Annotated in this window: 13 protein-coding genes; 6 read left to right on the forward strand and 7 right to left on the reverse strand. The window is 69.3% G+C overall.

Annotated features, from left to right (window positions below):
* Positions 1-29 precede the first annotated feature (29 nt).
* The 4 genes from RWX87_RS05170 to RWX87_RS05185 all read left to right on the forward strand — a co-directional run bounded on the left by RWX87_RS05170 (position 30) and on the right by RWX87_RS05185 (position 4,809).
* Complete coding sequence (locus RWX87_RS05170) at positions 30-980, forward strand: alpha/beta hydrolase fold domain-containing protein (protein ID WP_314688257.1); 951 nt, start codon at positions 30-32, stop codon at positions 978-980.
* A gap of 90 nt (positions 981-1,070) precedes the next feature.
* Entirely contained in the window at positions 1,071-2,252 is a 1,182-nt protein-coding gene (locus RWX87_RS05175; RefSeq protein ID WP_314688260.1) for a MalY/PatB family protein, read from the forward strand.
* Between the two features lie 149 nt (positions 2,253-2,401).
* Positions 2,402-3,748: a Na+/H+ antiporter NhaA gene (locus tag RWX87_RS05180; RefSeq protein ID WP_314688262.1), complete on the forward strand. Its 1,347-nt coding sequence runs from the start codon at positions 2,402-2,404 to the stop codon at positions 3,746-3,748.
* 230 nt (positions 3,749-3,978) lie between these two features.
* Positions 3,979-4,809 carry a TIGR00730 family Rossman fold protein gene (locus RWX87_RS05185; protein WP_399552311.1) on the forward strand — a complete coding sequence of 277 codons (831 nt, stop codon included), beginning with the start codon at positions 3,979-3,981 and terminating at the stop codon, positions 4,807-4,809.
* 67 nt (positions 4,810-4,876) lie between these two features.
* Here RWX87_RS05185 and RWX87_RS05190 read toward each other — a convergent pair whose 3' ends face one another.
* The 3 genes from RWX87_RS05190 to RWX87_RS05200 all read right to left on the reverse strand — a co-directional run bounded on the left by RWX87_RS05190 (position 4,877) and on the right by RWX87_RS05200 (position 8,626).
* Positions 4,877-5,554: a methyltransferase gene (locus RWX87_RS05190; protein WP_314688264.1), complete on the reverse strand. Its 678-nt coding sequence runs from the start codon at positions 5,552-5,554 to the stop codon at positions 4,877-4,879.
* Between the two features lie 61 nt (positions 5,555-5,615).
* Positions 5,616-6,674, reverse strand: coding sequence for a 2Fe-2S iron-sulfur cluster-binding protein (locus tag RWX87_RS05195; protein WP_314688266.1), 1,059 nt, complete (start codon positions 6,672-6,674; stop codon positions 5,616-5,618).
* Entirely contained in the window at positions 6,674-8,626 is a 1,953-nt protein-coding gene (locus tag RWX87_RS05200) for an FAD-dependent oxidoreductase (protein ID WP_314688269.1), read from the reverse strand. Before RWX87_RS05200 ends, RWX87_RS05195 begins: the two co-directional genes overlap by 1 nt.
* 197 nt (positions 8,627-8,823) lie before the next feature.
* Between RWX87_RS05200 and RWX87_RS05205 the strand changes: the two genes are divergently transcribed.
* Positions 8,824-9,318 (forward strand): MGMT family protein, encoded by a 495-nt coding sequence (locus RWX87_RS05205; protein ID WP_314688271.1) that lies wholly within the window; start codon positions 8,824-8,826, stop codon positions 9,316-9,318.
* Here RWX87_RS05205 and RWX87_RS05210 read toward each other — a convergent pair.
* The 4 genes from RWX87_RS05210 to RWX87_RS05225 form a co-directional block, all read right to left on the reverse strand.
* Positions 9,218-10,753 (reverse strand): DNA-processing protein DprA, encoded by a 1,536-nt coding sequence (locus RWX87_RS05210; RefSeq protein ID WP_314688274.1) that lies wholly within the window; start codon positions 10,751-10,753, stop codon positions 9,218-9,220. The two genes, RWX87_RS05205 and RWX87_RS05210, sit on opposite strands and share 101 nt — an antisense overlap.
* Complete coding sequence (locus RWX87_RS05215; RefSeq protein ID WP_314688277.1) at positions 10,753-12,291, reverse strand: YifB family Mg chelatase-like AAA ATPase; 1,539 nt, start codon at positions 12,289-12,291, stop codon at positions 10,753-10,755. The genes RWX87_RS05210 and RWX87_RS05215 overlap by 1 nt, the downstream gene beginning before the upstream one ends.
* The gene (locus tag RWX87_RS05220; RefSeq protein ID WP_314688280.1) at positions 12,291-12,773 is read right to left on the reverse strand and encodes a YraN family protein; all 483 of its coding nucleotides are present in this window, start codon (positions 12,771-12,773) and stop codon (positions 12,291-12,293) included. The genes RWX87_RS05215 and RWX87_RS05220 overlap by 1 nt, the downstream gene beginning before the upstream one ends.
* A 222-nt stretch (positions 12,774-12,995) precedes the next feature.
* A complete protein-coding gene (locus tag RWX87_RS05225; RefSeq protein WP_314688283.1) occupies positions 12,996-13,874 on the reverse strand; it encodes a pyridoxal kinase in 879 nt (292 codons plus the stop codon).
* A 506-nt stretch (positions 13,875-14,380) separates the two neighbouring features.
* Here RWX87_RS05225 and RWX87_RS05230 point away from each other — a divergent pair.
* Positions 14,381-15,697 (forward strand): O-acetylhomoserine aminocarboxypropyltransferase/cysteine synthase family protein, encoded by a 1,317-nt coding sequence (locus RWX87_RS05230; protein WP_314688285.1) that lies wholly within the window; start codon positions 14,381-14,383, stop codon positions 15,695-15,697.
* The last annotated feature ends 168 nt before the right edge of the window (positions 15,698-15,865 follow it).

Genomic DNA, 15,865 nt, shown 5'->3' on the forward strand with positions numbered 1-15,865 from the left:
CGATATGCTTCCCGCCGTAAGGAGGAGCCATGCCCGTCATGCCAATGGCGCATATGCGTCCCGAAGGTGTCGTCGAGGACCCGGAGGCGCCGGAGGAACGGTCCGGGAGCATGTCCCCCGTCGCCTCCTACGAGCTGCTCGACCTCGTCGTCGACTCCAGCCACGTCTACGGCGAGGTCTACCGCCCCGACGGGTCCTTCACCGGACCCCGTCCCTGCGTATGCCTCTTCCATGGCTTTCCGGGCGTCCTCAACAACGACGACCTCGCCTTCGCGCTGCAGCGCGCCGGCTGCGTCGTGCTGCGGGTCTTCCACCGCGGCGCCTGGGGCAGCGAGGGCTTCTATTCGTACTCGCACTGCATCGAGGACGCCGTGGCGCTCGCGAACTGGGCGCTCGAGGAAGGCGTTTCCCGGTACGACGTGGATCCCGACCGTCTGTTCCTCGCCGGTCAGAGCATGGGAGGGCAGACGGCGCTGACGGCCACGCGTCTTCTCGGCCGGGTGCGGGGCACGGTGCTGATGACGCCCTTCGACGTCTCCCGCGTCTTCCGCTCCGGCCGGGAGGACCTGCTGCGCGAGGCCATCGCGGGGGAGGGTCGCGTGCTTCGCGTGGAAGGTCCCTACTCCATCCTCGAGGATGCGCGCAGACTCTGGCCGCGGACCGACTTCGAGGCGCACGCCGACGAGCTCGTCGGACGCAACCTGCTGCTCATCGGAGGCACGCTGGACGACGTGGCTCCGGTCGACGAGATGCTGATGCCGCTGTGGCGCAGGCTTCGGGCCGGTGACGCCGAGGCGGAGTCCCAGGGACGCGCCCACGGCGACCATCGGCTGGTCCTGTATCCCACCGAGCACGGGCTGTGCAACTCGCGCGTGCGCATGGCGCGGGACATCGCCGCATGGATGTCCCGGATCTGCGGGGACGGCGCGGATCCGGTCACGGATGGCGGCGTTCCCGTCGACGGGAACGCCCCATCGTGAGCGGCGCCGGACCGCCATGTGTCGGACGGACGCAGGCACGGCGGAAGATGGATGACGGGCGGACGGAACACGGACAAGGAGAACCGACCCATGACATACGACTTCACGACGATCCCCGATAGACGCGGGACGGGCTCGGAGAAATGGCATCTCATCGAACGGGACATGGGACAGGGCAACGAGGACGTCATCGCCCTGTCGGTCGCCGACATGGAGTTCCTTCCGGCCCCCGAGATCGTCGAGGCGATGCGGGCGGCGGCCGCGCATGACGTGTTCGGCTACGACTACGTGCGGCCCGGCTACTTCGAGGCCGTGCACGACTGGATGCTCTCGCGGCACGGCCTGGACGCCGACCTCTCCTGGATGCGCGTGTCCGACGGCGTCATGCCGGCCGTGAATGCGGCCCTGCGGGCCGTCACCCATACCGGCGACCAGGTCATCATCCTTCGTCCCTCCTACCCGCCGTTCCCCGCGACGACCAGCCGCGTGGGGCTCACCATCGTCGACAGCGAACTCGTCGAGGGTCCCGGCGGACGCTACGTCATGGACCTCGACGACATCGCCCGCAAGGCCGCCGACCCGCGGTGCACGGCCATCATCCTGTGCAACCCCCACAACCCCGTCGGCCGCGTATGGACCGCCGACGAGCTGCGGGCCGTCGGCGACATCGCCCTCGACGACGGGCTGACGATCCTCTGTGACGAGATCCACGCGGACTTCGCTCATCCGGGGCATACGGTCACCATGTTCTCCACCCTCGGTGAGCGCTATGCGCGACACTGCATCGAGTTCACCGCGCCGACGAAGACCTTCAACCTCGCCGGTCTCGCCTGCTCTACCGTCATCATCCCCGACAAGGGGCTTCGACGTGCCTACGACGTGGCGGCCGAATCCATCGGCGGGCTCATGCCCAGTCATGTGGGCCTTGTCGCCGCCGAGGCCGCCTACCGTCATGCGGACGCCTGGCTGGACGAGCTGCTGGGCGTGCTCGAAGGCAACCTCCGCATGCTGCGGGACATGGTCTCCTCCTGCCCGGGTCTGAGGCTCGTCGAACCCGAGGGTACCTACCTCGCCTGGCTTGACTGCCGCGGCCTCGGCCTCGGCGCTGACGCGCTGCGTGACCTCATGCGCACGAAGGCGCGCGTCTATCTCGACGACGGCATCGACTTCGGACGTTCCGGTGCCGGATTCGAAAGGGTGAACCTCGCCTGTCCGCCGTCTCTGCTTCGCAGGGCGCTGGACGGGATCGCCGGGGCCGTGGGGTCCCTGTAACGGTCGTCGCGCGTCCTGCCGGTGAGGTTTCGGGCTCGCGGACAGGACGTCGCCTAGACTGAGGGCGGTGAGGGTCGGCGGCACCCCGGAGCGACATGCCATTCTCCGGGTGCGGGGAGAACGACGGGACGGCGACGGGAGGAGGGCGGATGGATCGGAGCGCGACGGGAAGCCGTGCGTCGGGACCGCGCCGCGTGTGGCGTGGAATCGTCCGCATCGCCGCCTCCGACCGCGCCAGCGGGCTCGTCATGCTCGCCTTCGCCGTCCTCGGTCTGCTGCTCGCCAACATCCCCGCCACGGCCCCCGTCTTCGAGCACGTCTCCCATATCGCGTTCGGCGTCCCCGGCACCAACGTCTCCATGTCCCTGGGCCACTGGATGCAGGACGGGCTGCTCACCCTGTTCTTCCTCGTCGTCGGCCTCGACCTCAGACAGGAGCTCACCACGGGCTCGCTCGCAGATCCCCGCGCCGCGGCCGTTCCCATGCTGTGCGCCGTGGGAGGCATGCTCGTCCCCCCGGTGCTGTTCGTCGGCGTCATGGCTTTGTTCTCCCACTACGGTCCCGGGGACGTCGGATCCGTGCTTCTCGGCTCGGGGTCTTCGCTGGGATTCGCCGAGGCCGCCCGGGGATGGGCCATCCCCACGGCCACCGACATCGCCTTCTCTCTTGCGGTGCTTGCCCTGTTCGCCGGCGCCCTTCCCGGATCCATCCGCGCCTTCCTCATGACCCTGGCAACCGTGGACGACCTGCTGGCCATCATCCTCATCGCCGTGTTCTTCTCCTCCCTCAACGGCTGGTACTGGTTCCTCGGCATCGCCGCCTGCGCGCTGGCCTGGGCCTGGCTGGTGCGCCGCAGACGCGTGCCCTGGCCGCTGGTCGCCGTGGTGGGCGCGCTCGCGTGGGTGATGATGTATGAGGCGGGCGTGCATCCCACGCTTGCCGGCGTGCTCGTCGGGCTCGTCACTCCCTCGCGTGAGATCCATGGGGAGGACAGTCCGCGCGCCGAACGCTACCGCAACCGGTTGCAGCCCTTCTCGGCGCTGCTCGCCCTTCCCCTGTTCGCTCTGTTCGCCACCGGGGTGCACCTCGACTCGCTCACCCCGCGTCTGCTCGTCTCGCCGGTGGTGGTGTCGCTGGTCGTGGCGCTCGCCGTGGGCAAGCCCGTCGGCGTCATGCTCGTCGCCTGGCTCTCCACGACGCTCGGGCGTCTCAGCCTGCCGCGCGGACTGCGTCTGCATGACCTGTTTCCGGCCGCCTGCGCCTGCGGGATCGGCTTCACCGTCTCGCTGCTTCTGGCCTCCCTCGCCTACAAGGACGCCGAGCTGTCCGCCGAGGCGCGTCTCGGCGTGCTCGTGGCCTCCCTCGTCGCCGCCTGCGTGTCGGGCGTGCTGCTCCATCGGCAGTCGAAGCGTTACGAGAGGAGCGGACGCGCCCGTGAGGACGAGACGGACAGGGCGGCCGGGCGCGCCTTCATCACCCACGAGGAGACCGCATGACGGACGATGGAGGCATGGATGCGGCCGTAGGCGCGGTGGCGGAGGCATTGGCGGGATGTTCTGGTCGTCAGCGGAGACATATGTGGATTCGGATTCGGATGGATGCCCGTCGACGACTGATGGTCCGGGCGACGGGATCGCGGTCGGCGTCGGAATGCCTGTTCGCAGGATGGCGGGTTTCCTGGGATGACGGGTTTCGCAGGATGACGGGATGAAAGGACGGATGCTCGATGAATTTTAACAACACGGAGTCGGATGGAACGGCGGGACGTGAGGGGACGGATGATGATGAAACGGCGCTGAGCGCTGACAAGTCCCCGGCGGATTCCGGCACCTATCGTCGCGGCCCCGTCATCATGCGCGGGCCGATGATTCCCACGGACACCACCACGGGCAATCTTCTGCGCCCCGGCCAACCTGCCGACTGGCTGCATATGGACCCCTGGCGCGTGCTGCGCATCCAGTCCGAGTTCGTCGACGGATTCGGGGCGCTCGCCGAGCTCGGGCCGGCGGTGAGCGTGTTCGGCTCGGCCCGCGTCCGTCCCACCGACCCCGAATACGCCGCCGCCAGGCGCATGGGCCGGGGCATCGTCCGCAAGGGCGTCGCGGTCATCACGGGCGGGGGACCCGGCATCATGGAGGCGGCGAACCGGGGCGCCGCGGAGGAGAACGGCCGTTCGGTCGGGCTCGGCATCGAACTGCCCCACGAGCAGGGGCTTAACGCCTGGGTCAACCTCGGCATGACCTTCCGCTACTTCTTCGTGCGCAAGACCATGTTCGTCAAGTACTCCTCGGGCATCATCGTCTGCCCCGGCGGGTTCGGCACCCTGGATGAGATGTTCGAGCTTCTCACCCTCGTGCAGACGCATAAGGTCACGTCGATGCCGGTCGTCCTCTTCGGAAGCGAGTATTGGCGGGGTCTGCTCGACTGGCTGGATGGCACCGTGCGTTCGCGGGGCATGGTCTCGGCCATCGACCCGCATCTGGTCATGACGACCGACGACCCGGACGAGGCCGTCGACGTCGCCGTCCGTGACATCATGTCCGCCCGCCGGGAGTGAAGGCGACCGGCGGAGGAGGGGAGTCTCGCCGTCCGACCGCCCCCGTTCGCCGGCCTGTGGGTTCCCGTCAGCCTCGGAGCCTGGCGATGAGGGTTCCCGTTCCACTGGGGGTCAGCGCCGTGTCGAAGCGTTCGTCCTGGGTGATGTCGTCGATGAGCTGTCGCATGGCCACCGTGTCGGCGCTGCGGTCCACCGGGTCCGGGACCCCGCCGCCGTCCTCCTCGGCATGCGCCAGCGCCATGACGTCCGTGAAGACGATAACGCCGCCGGCCCTGAGCAGACGGGGGGCCTCCGCCAGAGCCGGGGCGTAGTTCGAGGCCGCGCCGCCGACGACGATGAGGTCGTAGTCGCCGGCGTTGAGCCGGGGGAGGAAGACGTCGGGTGCGGCCTTCGCGGCTCTCAGGCCGGTGCCCGTTCTTCCGGACAGCCCGCCTGAGAGGGAGCGCAGGAGGCCGATGCCCTCGGGCGAGGAATCCACCGCGGTGACCTGCCCTCTGCCGTCCAGCCCATCGACGAGGCGCAGGACGTCGATGACGTCGCCCGTGACCACCGCGATGACGGATCTCGCCCCGAGAAGTCGCACCAGCAGTTCAAGAAGCTCGCCCTGCGCGGCCGGAGGCTGAGGGATGCCCTGCGCTTCGGCCGAGCGTCGAATCCGCGCCGTCCACTCCGGCTCGCGCTCCTCGGCCCGCCCTTCGACGGCGGTCCAGAGCCTGGCAAGATTCGCGTATGACGTCCTCTTCATGCGCTCCACTCTAGCCCTCGGGCTCCCATCGGCGGCCGTCCCCGGACCCGTTCAGGCGCCGTCAGGCCTGCCGCTCCTTCACCTTCGCGACAAGTCTCCAGATCTCCTCGCCGACGTCGATGCCGCGTGGGCACTCCCGGGAGCAGGCGCGCACGGACTGGCAGGCAGCCACCCCGTCCTGGGTGTCGATGGCGTCCAGACGCCCCTCGGTGAGAGTGTCGCGCGAATCGTTGATGAAGCGCGAGGCGGCGACCAGAGCGGCAGGGCCGACGAAGGCCTCGCCGCCGGCGTACACGGGACAGCTTCCCTCGCACACGCCGCAGGCGATGCAGTCGCTGAGCAGCTCGTACCGGCGGAGCTGCGCGGGGGTCTGGAGATATTCGTGGGCGGCCGTCCGTGATTCCGTCGAAGGGTCGTCGGCGCCCACGAGATGGGGGTCGAGACGTCGGATCTGGTCGAACATGGGGTCGATGTCGACCACCAGGTCGCGGATGACGGGGAATCCGGGCAGGGGTCCGACCTCGATGACGGGGGGCTGTGCGAATGCCCCGTCATCCGCCTGGTCTGGGGACCGCGTGCCGTCCGTGACGTCCGTTGCGGACGTGCGTGCGCCTTCGGCTGCGTCCGTCGCTTTCGCCCTTCCGCCGTCCGCCGCATCGGTCGCATCGGTCGTGTCGATGATTGCCGTCGCCGCTTCGCCGCTCCCGGGGTCGGCCCCCGTGCGACGGAAGCCTCCGTCCTCGTGCGCCGCCTTCGTCCAGTCCCCGACGGTCGCGGTGCACAGGAGGGTGGGGGAGCCGTTGATGGACACGGCGTCGGAGCCGCACATGCCATGCCCGCAGGAATAGCGGAAGGCGAGCGTGGGGTCGATGGTGCGACGGATGAGCTGAAGACAATCGAGGACAGTGTCCTCCGGGCGTGCGGCGATCGTGAAGTCCTCGGTCCACTGGCGTCCGTGGCGGCGCCTGGAGGGGGAGGACGATGCGCCAAACGGTGATCGGCGCGCCCCGAAGGGGCTGGAGGAGCGTCCTCTGTCCCTGTCGGGACGTGGCAGGAACCGGTGGACTCGAAGGGTCACCGTCGACGGGAACGGGGGTTCGGCATCCATGTCAGCGTTCATCAGTAGTCCCTTCGTTCCGGAGGCATGTCCACGATATGCACGGGCTGCCAGTCCACCTTTCCCGTGGCGTCCACCATGGAATGCGCGAGGAAGCGCCTGTCGTCCCGCTTCGGATGGTCGGTGCGGAACAGCGATCCGCGGGACTCCTGGCGCTCGGACGTGGCGGTGAGCATCGCCTTCGCGAGTGCGGCCAGATGACGCACCTCCCAGATGGCGGTGAGCTCCTGGTTGAAGGCGGTGGTGGCGTTGTGCGCCCGCAGGGCCCCGGCCCTTGGCAGAAGCCGTCTGTCGAAGGACTCCAGAGCCTGATCGATGCCCTTCTCGTCGCAGCGGACGGCGAGCGCATCCTCCATCGTCGACTCGATGTCGGCGAGCAGACGGTAGGGATTGTCGTTCGCGTCGACGGCTTCCCCGGAATCGTCGGCCAGCGTCATGGCGACGAGTGCCCTCCGTCTTTCGGCGGCCCGCTCGACGTGGTCGCGGCCGGCCTCGTGGGTCGCGACCCCATGGCGGACCGTGTCCGCGACGTCGGTTTCGTCGGCTTCGAGGCCACGTCCGTCGTCATCGGCCTCGGCGGCGCCGATCGTATCGGCGTCGTCCGTCCCCGGGTCCGCATCTCTGCGGTCGGCGATGTCCGCGGCCATCGCCGTGCCCGCGCGCGATCCGAAGAGGCAGGCGTCCAGCAGGGAGTTGCCGCCGAGCCTGTTGGCGCCGTGGACGCTGACGCAGGAGCATTCCCCGGCCGCGAACAGGCCGTCGACGACGCGCCTGTCTCCGTCCAGCCAGCGGTAGACGCGTCCGTCGGTGGTGATGGGGATGCCGCCCATCGTGTAGTGGGCGGTGGGCTTGACGGGCACCCATTCGTGGCTTGGGTCGAGCCCGGCGTAGCGCCTGATGGTCTCCAGCACCTGGGGCAGCGCGGAGGCCATGCGCATGGGGTCGATCGGCGTGAGATCGAGCCAGACGCAGTCCTTCGGTCCCTGGGGGTCCTGCGGGTCGGCGACCCCGCGGCCCGCGTCGGTCTCCGATCTGATCGCCCTGCTGACGACGTCCCGGGCCGCGAGGTCCTTCTGTTCGGGTGCGTAGTCGGCCATGAACGCCCGTCCCTCGGCGTTGCGCAGGATGCCTCCCTCGCCGCGCGCGGCCTCCGACAGGAGAATCCCCGTATGGGCGAGACCGGTGGGGTGGAACTGGATGAATTCGGTGTCCTCCAGCTGCAGCCCGGCCGCCAGAACCAGAGCCATGCCGTCGCCCGTGAGGTCCCAGGAGTTCGACGTCGTGCGAAACAGGCGTCCGGCTCCTCCCGTGGCGAGAAGCACCTCGTCCGCTCGCACCGGATGCGTGCGTCCCGTCGCGATGTCGAAGGCCACGACGCCCTCCACGGCCGTTCCGTCGTGCGACGTCACGAGGTCGGTGACATACCATTCCTCGGCGAAGTCCACCCCGGCCGCCGTGCATTGCTGCCACAGGGAGTGAAGGATCTGGTGGCCGATGCGGTCGGCGGCGTACGCGGCGCGGCGAACCGGCCGCTCACCGAGGTTGGCCGTATGGCCGCCGAACCGGCGCTGGGCGATGCGGCCGTCCTCCATGCGGGAGAAGGCCACGCCGTCATGTTCGAGCCGCACCACGGTTCGGGGGCCTTCCTCGGCGAGGATCCTCACGGCGTCCTGGTCGGCGAGCCAGTCGCCGCCCTTGATGGTGTCGTAGTAGTGCCAGCGCCAGTCGTCATGCTCCTCGTTGCCCAGGCTGGCCGCGATGCCGCCCTCCGCGGACCCGGTGTGGGACCTGAGAGGCTGGAGCTTGGAGATGACCAGAATCTTCGGCGCGACGCCGCGTCCACGTTCACCCGCGATGCGAGGGGACCGCAGCAGGCCGAGCGCGGCCGACAGTCCGGCCGCTCCCGCCCCGACGATCACGGCGTCGTAGCGGTTATCCAGTTCCTTGGGACTCATACGCCCGATTCTCGCACAGGGCCTGACACAGCGGGATGATGATCCCGATGGTCGTCATGCGCCTTATGCGTCTGATGCGCCTCCTACGCCCCCGCGTCGGATGGCGATTCCCGCGCGCGTCTGCGAACATGGGGGCTGGCAGGGTTCGTGGTGGGTTCGTGGTGTCAGATGCGGATGCCGAGGATTGGAGGTCACGGATGGATCACGGTGACGGGGGTGACGGTATGGACGGCAGGGGTTCTGGCGTGGGGATCGATGGCGTTTCGGGAGCCGGTGGCGGCTTCGCGGAGAGGGTGTATGCGGTGGTGCGTCGCATCCCGCGCGGATGCGTGGCCACCTATGGTCAGATCGCCGAGCTTGCGGGGAGCCCTCGGGCATCCCGCGCGGTCGGCACGGCATTGCACCATAATCCCCTGCCGGGGGTCATCCCCTGCCATCGGGTGGTCTTCCACGATGGCTCCCTCGCCCCGGGATTCGCCTTCGGCGGCCCGCGTCGGCAATGGGAGCTTCTCGAGGCGGAGGGCGTCGCCTTCCTTGACGGGCCGCGGCCCGCGACCACGGGCGGAGACGTGCCGAAGCGGATCGCCGGCATCAGAGAAGAGGGAGACGTCCCTGCGAGAGGGTCGCTGGCGTCCCATGCGGCGCAGGGGATGCCGAAGGTCGATCTTTCCCGCTTCCAGTGGATGGTGTGAATAATCCTGCGGGCCCCGAGACCAGACGTCCCTCCAGTTCGAGACGCCCGAGCGCCGACAGCAGACCGGACATGTCCGGCGCGGCGGCCCCCATCCGTCGTCTGAGCCTTGTCATCAGCTCCTCGCGCGTGATTCCCTGGGCCGGTCGGGACCGACGGCCCGCCAGGGACAGGATCGCCGCGTCGAGACGGTCCTCGTCGGGGTCGGTGCCGGGGGCATCGTCGGGCCCGGTGCCGGACGCGTCCGTGACGGCCTCCGGTGAGGGGTGTCGTCCGTGGCCGCACGGCTCGTCGACGGCGTCGAGCGAATCGAGCAGGATCGCGGCGCCGTCCCGGATGAGGCGGTTGCATCCGGCGTTGTTCGGCGAGTCGATGCGGCCGGGCACCGCATAGACGACGCGTCCGAGTTCGGCGCCCCATCCGGCGGTGTTCAGCGCGCCTGATCGCAGACGCGCCTGTGCGACGATCACGGTTCCGGCGAGGGCCGCGATGATCCGGTTGCGCAGCAGGAACCGGCGCGCCAGCGGGATGGTCCCGGGTGGCAGTTCGCTGACCAGCGCCCCCGAGGAGCCGACTATCCGCGTGAACAGGGCCATGTTCGTGCGGGGGCCGGCATGGTCAAGACCGCCGGCGATGACCGCGATCGTCGTCCCGGAAGCGCTGCCGCGGGAGCGGAGCGACCCCCAGTGCGCCGCCGCATCCGTTCCCATGGCCCCTCCGGAGATGATGACATGGCCGTCGCCCGCCAGTCGTTCCGCCAGGCGCGAGGCCGTCCGCCGGCCGTAGTCGTCGCATCCTCGGGATCCCACGATGGCCACGGGGGACTCGCATGCGACCAGGATCCGCGGGTCCCCCTGGCCCCAGAGGCACAGCGGGGTGGCCCAGTCGCGCTTCAGGGACAGGTCGTCGAGGCGATGCGGCCACAGGGCGTGGTGCGGGGCGACGATCCACTGCCGTCCATCATCGGTGAGGAGTCGCGCCAGTTCGCCGCGGTCGCCGTGGGGAAGGGATTCGAGGACGGTCCGCCATCGGGCGAGCGCCCGGTGGAACGCCGCCAAGCCCCGGGGGTCCATGCGCCCTCCCCAGCGCCGGACGCCGGTCGTGAAGGCGTCCTCGAGACGGTCCAGGCCGTCGCCGGACGTCGTCGTGGGAACGGTCGTCGTCAAACCGCTGGCCCTGGCGCCGGCGATTCGTCCTCCCGTGGCGTCCGCACCGGCCGGGACATCGAGGTCGGCGAGGCATGCCAGCGTCTCGTCCGCCGTCCCCATGCCGAGAACGAGCGCCTGCAGCAGGGCGTCCGGTCCGTCCGCGCAGCGGCAGAGGGTCGCGCGGGACAGAGTCTCGTCGTCGAGACCGGTGGCCGGGATGCCGGCATCGTCGGTGGAGAAGGAGCGGTTCGCCGTGATGCGGTCGTTCGCGGTCACGTCGCGGCTCATCAGGGCGTCCTCGTCCTCAGGGCGATGCCCTGCATCACGTCCTCCACCCGGGGCGAGGCCCGCCCTGACAGATCGGCAAGCGTCCATGCCAGACGTAGGGCGCGGTCGGCGCCCCGCAGACTCAGACGCTGGTCGCGCACCGCCTTCTCGACCGGGCCGAGCGCGGAGGGAGGCGTGTTCCCGCGCAGCCATCCTCCGGCGGCCTGCGCGTTGCACGTCCAGCCCTGACGGCGGAAGCGCTCCCGTGCGGCCGTTCGCGCCTGCGCAACCGTGGCGCGCATGCCCGCGCTGGTCGTCGCGTCAGCCGAATCGCCGGTCGGCAGCCTGTCGGCGGGGGCGACGTCGATCTGGATGTCGATGCGGTCGAGGATCGGTCCGGACAGCCGCGAGAAGTACCGCAGACGCTCCCTCTCCCGGCAGGTGCAGCGCTCGCCCGTCCCGTAGCCGTACCCGCAGGGGCAGGGATTGGCGGCCATGACGAGCTGGAAGCGTGCCGGATAGTGGGTCGTCCCCTTCGACCGGGACAGGGAGACGATCCCCGACTCCAGCGGCTCGCGCAGCGTCTGCAGGGCCCTCGGGGAGAACTCCGGCGCCTCGTCCATGAACAGCACGCCGTGATGCGCGCGGGTCACAGCCCCAGGAGACGCCGTCCCCGACCCGCCCCCGACGAGGGCGGCCGTGGACGCCGTGTGATGCGGGGCCTCGTACGGCGGCACGCCCGTGATGCCGTAGGCGGACAGCGTTCCGCAGATCGACCGCACCGAGGCGACCTCGAGCTGCTGCGCCTCGTCCAGAGGGGCCATGATGCCCGGCAGCCGCGAGGCCAGCATCGTCTTCCCGGCTCCGGGAGGGCCCGTCATGAGCAGATGGTGTCCTCCTGCGGCCGCGATGAGCAGGGCGTGCTTGGCCTCCTCCTGGCCGAGGACCTCCGCCATGTCGCCGATGGGCTGCGGGGTGCGCGTGGGGGGTCCCGCGACGTCCTGCCGGGCGTCGGATCTGGAGGCGTCACGCGGCTGGTAGCGGGACGAGCCGCCCATCAGCTCCATGAGTTCGCCGACATGGCCCACGGCGACCACGTCCGGGCCGGGCACCAGATCCGCCTCCTCCCTGTTGGCTCTGGGGACGATGACCCGACGCATGCCGCGCTCGCGCAGATGCAGCAGGATGGGCAGCAGACCGGTGATGGGCAGCACCGACCCGTCGAGATTGACCTCCCCAAGCACCACGACATCCGCCAGACAGTCGTGGGGGATGGCCCCGGCCGCGCTGAGCACGCTGGCGGCGATGGCGAGGTCATGCGAGGATCCGCGCTTGGGCAGCGAGGCGGGGGACAGGTTCACCGTCACACGGGTCTGCGGCCAGGCGAATCCGCTCGCCTGGCAGGCGGATTTCACGCGTTCGCGCGCCTCGCTCAGGGAGGCGTCGGGGAGCCCGATGATGGAGAAGTAGGGCAGGCCGGGGGAGACGAAGGCCTGCATGTCGACGACGAAGGCCTGCAGGCCGATCAGGCCGACGGACAGGGCGCTGCCGATCGCCATCAGAACGCCCCCTCGATATGGGTGATGACCGGGGCCTGTCCCGAGGCGTCGATGGCGATGACGTCGAAGCGCACCTCATGATGGCGGATCCGTCCGCGCGGCGATGCGGTCAGCCATTGGGCCGCCGCGCGTCGCAGATGCAGGCGCTTGGCGGGTGTGACGGCCTCCGCGGGAACGCCCTGCAGCATCGACCGCCTGGTCTTGACCTCGATGAACACGAGGCGCTTTTCGGCGTCGAGTGCGATGATGTCCAGTTCGCCGAACCGCGTCCCCCAGTTGCGGTCGACGATCCTCCATCCTCGGTCGCAGAGCCAGGAGGCGGCGTGCTCCTCACCGAGCCTGCCGAGCTCGCGGGCTGTGAGGGAGGGGTCGCTGAGCGGTGGGACCGCGGCCGGGCGATGCCCGCCGTGACGATCCGGGATGCTTCTGCTGTCGTCGCAACCGCCGAGGATGGCGCCGGATGAGTCCGATCCCGGTTGCACAGGCGACGGCGCGGGACTGAGGGGCTGCGTGCGAGGCTGAGGCATCGGGGACTGACACATATGCGAAGGACACCACGACTTCCGTGGGAAAGTCGTGATGTCTCGCCGTCTGTGGTCGGATACGGCGTCCCGCCTGTCCTCTCATCCGCGCCACCGCCTCAGAAACGAGGGCGAGTCGCGGCCGTCGACGAGATCCCCTGGATGTGGGGCCGGGAAGCGGAACTACCGCCGCACCAGCGTGGTGAGCTCGCCGAGATCCAGCTCGAAGCTCACGCCGCGTTCCTCGAAGCGGGGCTGGTGACGGGTGTGCTCCATCGCATGCCGGACGAACTCGCCGGCGATACGGGCGGACTCCGCCAGACCGCGTCCCGCCAGCACCGCCCCGCACAGTGCCGAGGCGAAGGCGTCTCCCGTGCCGTGGATCATGTACGGCAGCTTGTCATGGACGAGCTCGATGCGGGCCTTCGCGCCCCCCTCGGCGGTGGCGACGTAGTTGCGCAGCCTCCCGTCGCCGCGGTCGATGCCCTTGAGAACGACGCTTTTCGCCCCCAGGGCGAGCAGCGCGTCGAGCAGGCCCTCCACGGCGGCGTCATCGATGTTCTGGCCGGGATACTCCCGTCCCGTCAGGATGGAGGCCTCCGTGAGGTTCGGCATGAGGACGTCGGCCCCATCCGCCAGGACGCCCATGGCGTCGCAGAGCTCCTCGGTGTACGTGGGATACATCGCGCCGCCGTCACCCATCACCGGGTCGACGAGACGCAGGGCCTTCGGATACTCGCGATACAGGCGCTGGATGACCCTGACCTGGTCCGCGGATCCGAGGAAGCCGCTGTAGACGCCGTCGAGGTCGACGTTCTCCTCGCGCCAGGCGTCCAGATAGCCGTCGAGGATGTCGGTGGTGTCATGGAACGTGAACACCTTGTACTTCGTATGCGCGGAGAACAGGGCCGTGGGCACCGGGCACACGTCGCACCCGGCGGCCGACAGTATGGGGATGGCCGCCGTGAGCGAGCATTTGCCGTATCCGCACATGTCATGCACCGCCGCCACCCGGGGGATGTACTCCGGGTCGCGCCTGTAGAAAACCGTATCGTCCGTCATGATCGTCCTTTCCTTCGTCGCCGTCCTCCACCCCCGTCCCGCTTCCGCGGAGGGGCGCCCTTCCGGCCGTCGCGGGGCGCCCCGCGGACCGGTCCGGCGGCATCCCTCCGATGCTAATACCTTCGGGGGTCCGCTCCGCGCTGCGGGACCCGCCTTCGGACGCGCCCCGGAAGCGGGCCTATGAGCCCAGACCCATAGGCCAGGACGACGCATGCGGATGCCGCGTCCGTCCACGGATGGGGGCCGCCTTGATCGGGAAGGATGGCGCTCCGGCGTGTCGCACCTCCGTGGCGGGTCTGGTGACGACGTTCCACAGGCTCGCATGGAGGTCCGCGAAGCCCGTGTTTACGCCACGCAGGCACCGGCTATAGACAACCGCGATAACCGCGGGCTTGCCGCCGTCGGCGCCGACGTCCTAAGGTCGCAGACAGCACCGATGGAACGGATCCGGCAGGGGCGGTCCACCGGAGGCGAACGTCAGAGACAACGAAACACGAGGAGCCATCATGGCGGAGAACACCAGAAAGTATCATTTCGAGACCCTGCAGCTGCATGTGGGCCAGGAGAAGGCCGATCCGGCCAGCGATTCCCGAGCCGTCCCGATCTATGCGACGACGAGCTACGTCTTCCATGACTTCGATCATGCCGAGGCACGCTTCGGGCTCGCCGATCCCGGCAACATCTACGGCCGTCTGACCAATTCCACGCAGGGCGTGTTCGAGGACCGCATCGCCGCCCTCGAGGGCGGAACCGCCGGACTCGCCGTGGCCTCGGGGGCCGCGGCCGTGGAGTACGCCGTCCGCAACATCACCCAGACCGGCGACCACATCGTCGCCTCCAAGAACATCTACGGCGGCACCTACAACCTGCTGCGCCACACGCTGCCCCGCGACGGCGTGACCACCACCTTCGTCGACCCCGAGGTCCCCCAGAACTTCGAGGACGCCATCCAGGACAACACCAAGCTCGTCTACTTCGAGACCTTCGGCAACCCGAACGCCGACCTGCCCGACTTCGAGGCCATCTCGGAGATCGCGCATCGCCACCACCTGCCGGTGATCGTCGACAACACCTTCGCCACCCCGTACCTGTTCCGTCCGCTCGAGCACGGCGCCGACGTCGTCGTGGAATCCGCCACCAAGTTCATCGGCGGCCACGGCACCACGCTCGGCGGGGTCCTCGTCGAGGGCGGCAAGTTCGACTGGAACCAGGTGCCGGGCAAGTTCCCGACCCTCACCGAGCCGGACCCCTCCTACCATGGTCTGAACTTCTACGAGGCCCTCGGCCCTGCGGCCTTCGTCACCCGAGCCCGCGCCATCCTGCTGCGCGACACCGGCGCCACCATCAGCCCCTTCGCGGCGTTCCTGCTGCTGCAGGGCACCGAGACGCTGTCGCTGCGCGTCGAACGCCATGTGGAGAACGCCCTGAAGGTCGTCGACTACCTGCAGACGGTCCCCGAGGTCGAATCCGTCTCGCATCCGGCGATCCCCGGACGCCGTGACCATGAGCTGTACAAGAAGTACTTCCCGAAGGGTGCCGGCTCGATCTTCACCTTCGAGATCAAGGGAGGCAAGGACGCGGCTCGCGTCTTCATCAACAACCTCCATCTGTTCAGCCTGCTGGCGAACGTGGCCGACGTCAAGAGCCTCGTCATCCACCCTGGCTCCACGACCCATTCGCAGGAGTCCCCGGAGGAGCTCGAGGACCAGGGGATTCACCCCGGCACCATCCGTCTGTCGATCGGCACGGAGAACATCGAGGACATCCTCGACGACCTCAAGGGCGGCTTCGAGGCCGTGCGCGAGTCCGGCCTGGCCAAGTAGCGGTCTGCGCGGAGCGGATGCGTCCGGCGGGGGGAGCCGGACGTCCGCATCGCATGAGGGGAAGGCTGCGCCGGAACGGCTGTCCGGCGTGTGGGGCCCGGAACGTGGGAACGCGTTCCGGGCCCCACCCGTATCCGCCAGCGGCATCATCATCCGCAGGGATGATGG

Origin of the sequence: uncultured Bifidobacterium sp., assembly GCF_963540075.1 — a bacterium.
Classification (GTDB): domain Bacteria; phylum Actinomycetota; class Actinomycetes; order Actinomycetales; family Bifidobacteriaceae; genus Bifidobacterium.

Coding starts and splice junctions, on each gene's coding strand:
- RWX87_RS05195 (WP_314688266.1), bottom strand. CDS start 6,674: ATGAACGCTGACATGGATGCCGAACCCCCGTTCCCGTCGACGGTGACC.
- RWX87_RS05170 (WP_314688257.1), top strand. CDS start 30: ATGCCCGTCATGCCAATGGCGCATATGCGTCCCGAAGGTGTCGTCGAG.
- RWX87_RS05215 (WP_314688277.1), bottom strand. CDS start 12,291: ATGGCGATCGGCAGCGCCCTGTCCGTCGGCCTGATCGGCCTGCAGGCC.
- RWX87_RS05205 (WP_314688271.1), top strand. CDS start 8,824: ATGGATCACGGTGACGGGGGTGACGGTATGGACGGCAGGGGTTCTGGC.
- RWX87_RS05185 (WP_399552311.1), top strand. CDS start 3,979: ATGAATTTTAACAACACGGAGTCGGATGGAACGGCGGGACGTGAGGGG.
- RWX87_RS05210 (WP_314688274.1), bottom strand. CDS start 10,753: ATGAGCCGCGACGTGACCGCGAACGACCGCATCACGGCGAACCGCTCC.
- RWX87_RS05225 (WP_314688283.1), bottom strand. CDS start 13,874: ATGACGGACGATACGGTTTTCTACAGGCGCGACCCGGAGTACATCCCC.
- RWX87_RS05190 (WP_314688264.1), bottom strand. CDS start 5,554: ATGAAGAGGACGTCATACGCGAATCTTGCCAGGCTCTGGACCGCCGTC.
- RWX87_RS05175 (WP_314688260.1), top strand. CDS start 1,071: ATGACATACGACTTCACGACGATCCCCGATAGACGCGGGACGGGCTCG.
- RWX87_RS05230 (WP_314688285.1), top strand. CDS start 14,381: ATGGCGGAGAACACCAGAAAGTATCATTTCGAGACCCTGCAGCTGCAT.
- RWX87_RS05200 (WP_314688269.1), bottom strand. CDS start 8,626: ATGAGTCCCAAGGAACTGGATAACCGCTACGACGCCGTGATCGTCGGG.
- RWX87_RS05180 (WP_314688262.1), top strand. CDS start 2,402: ATGGATCGGAGCGCGACGGGAAGCCGTGCGTCGGGACCGCGCCGCGTG.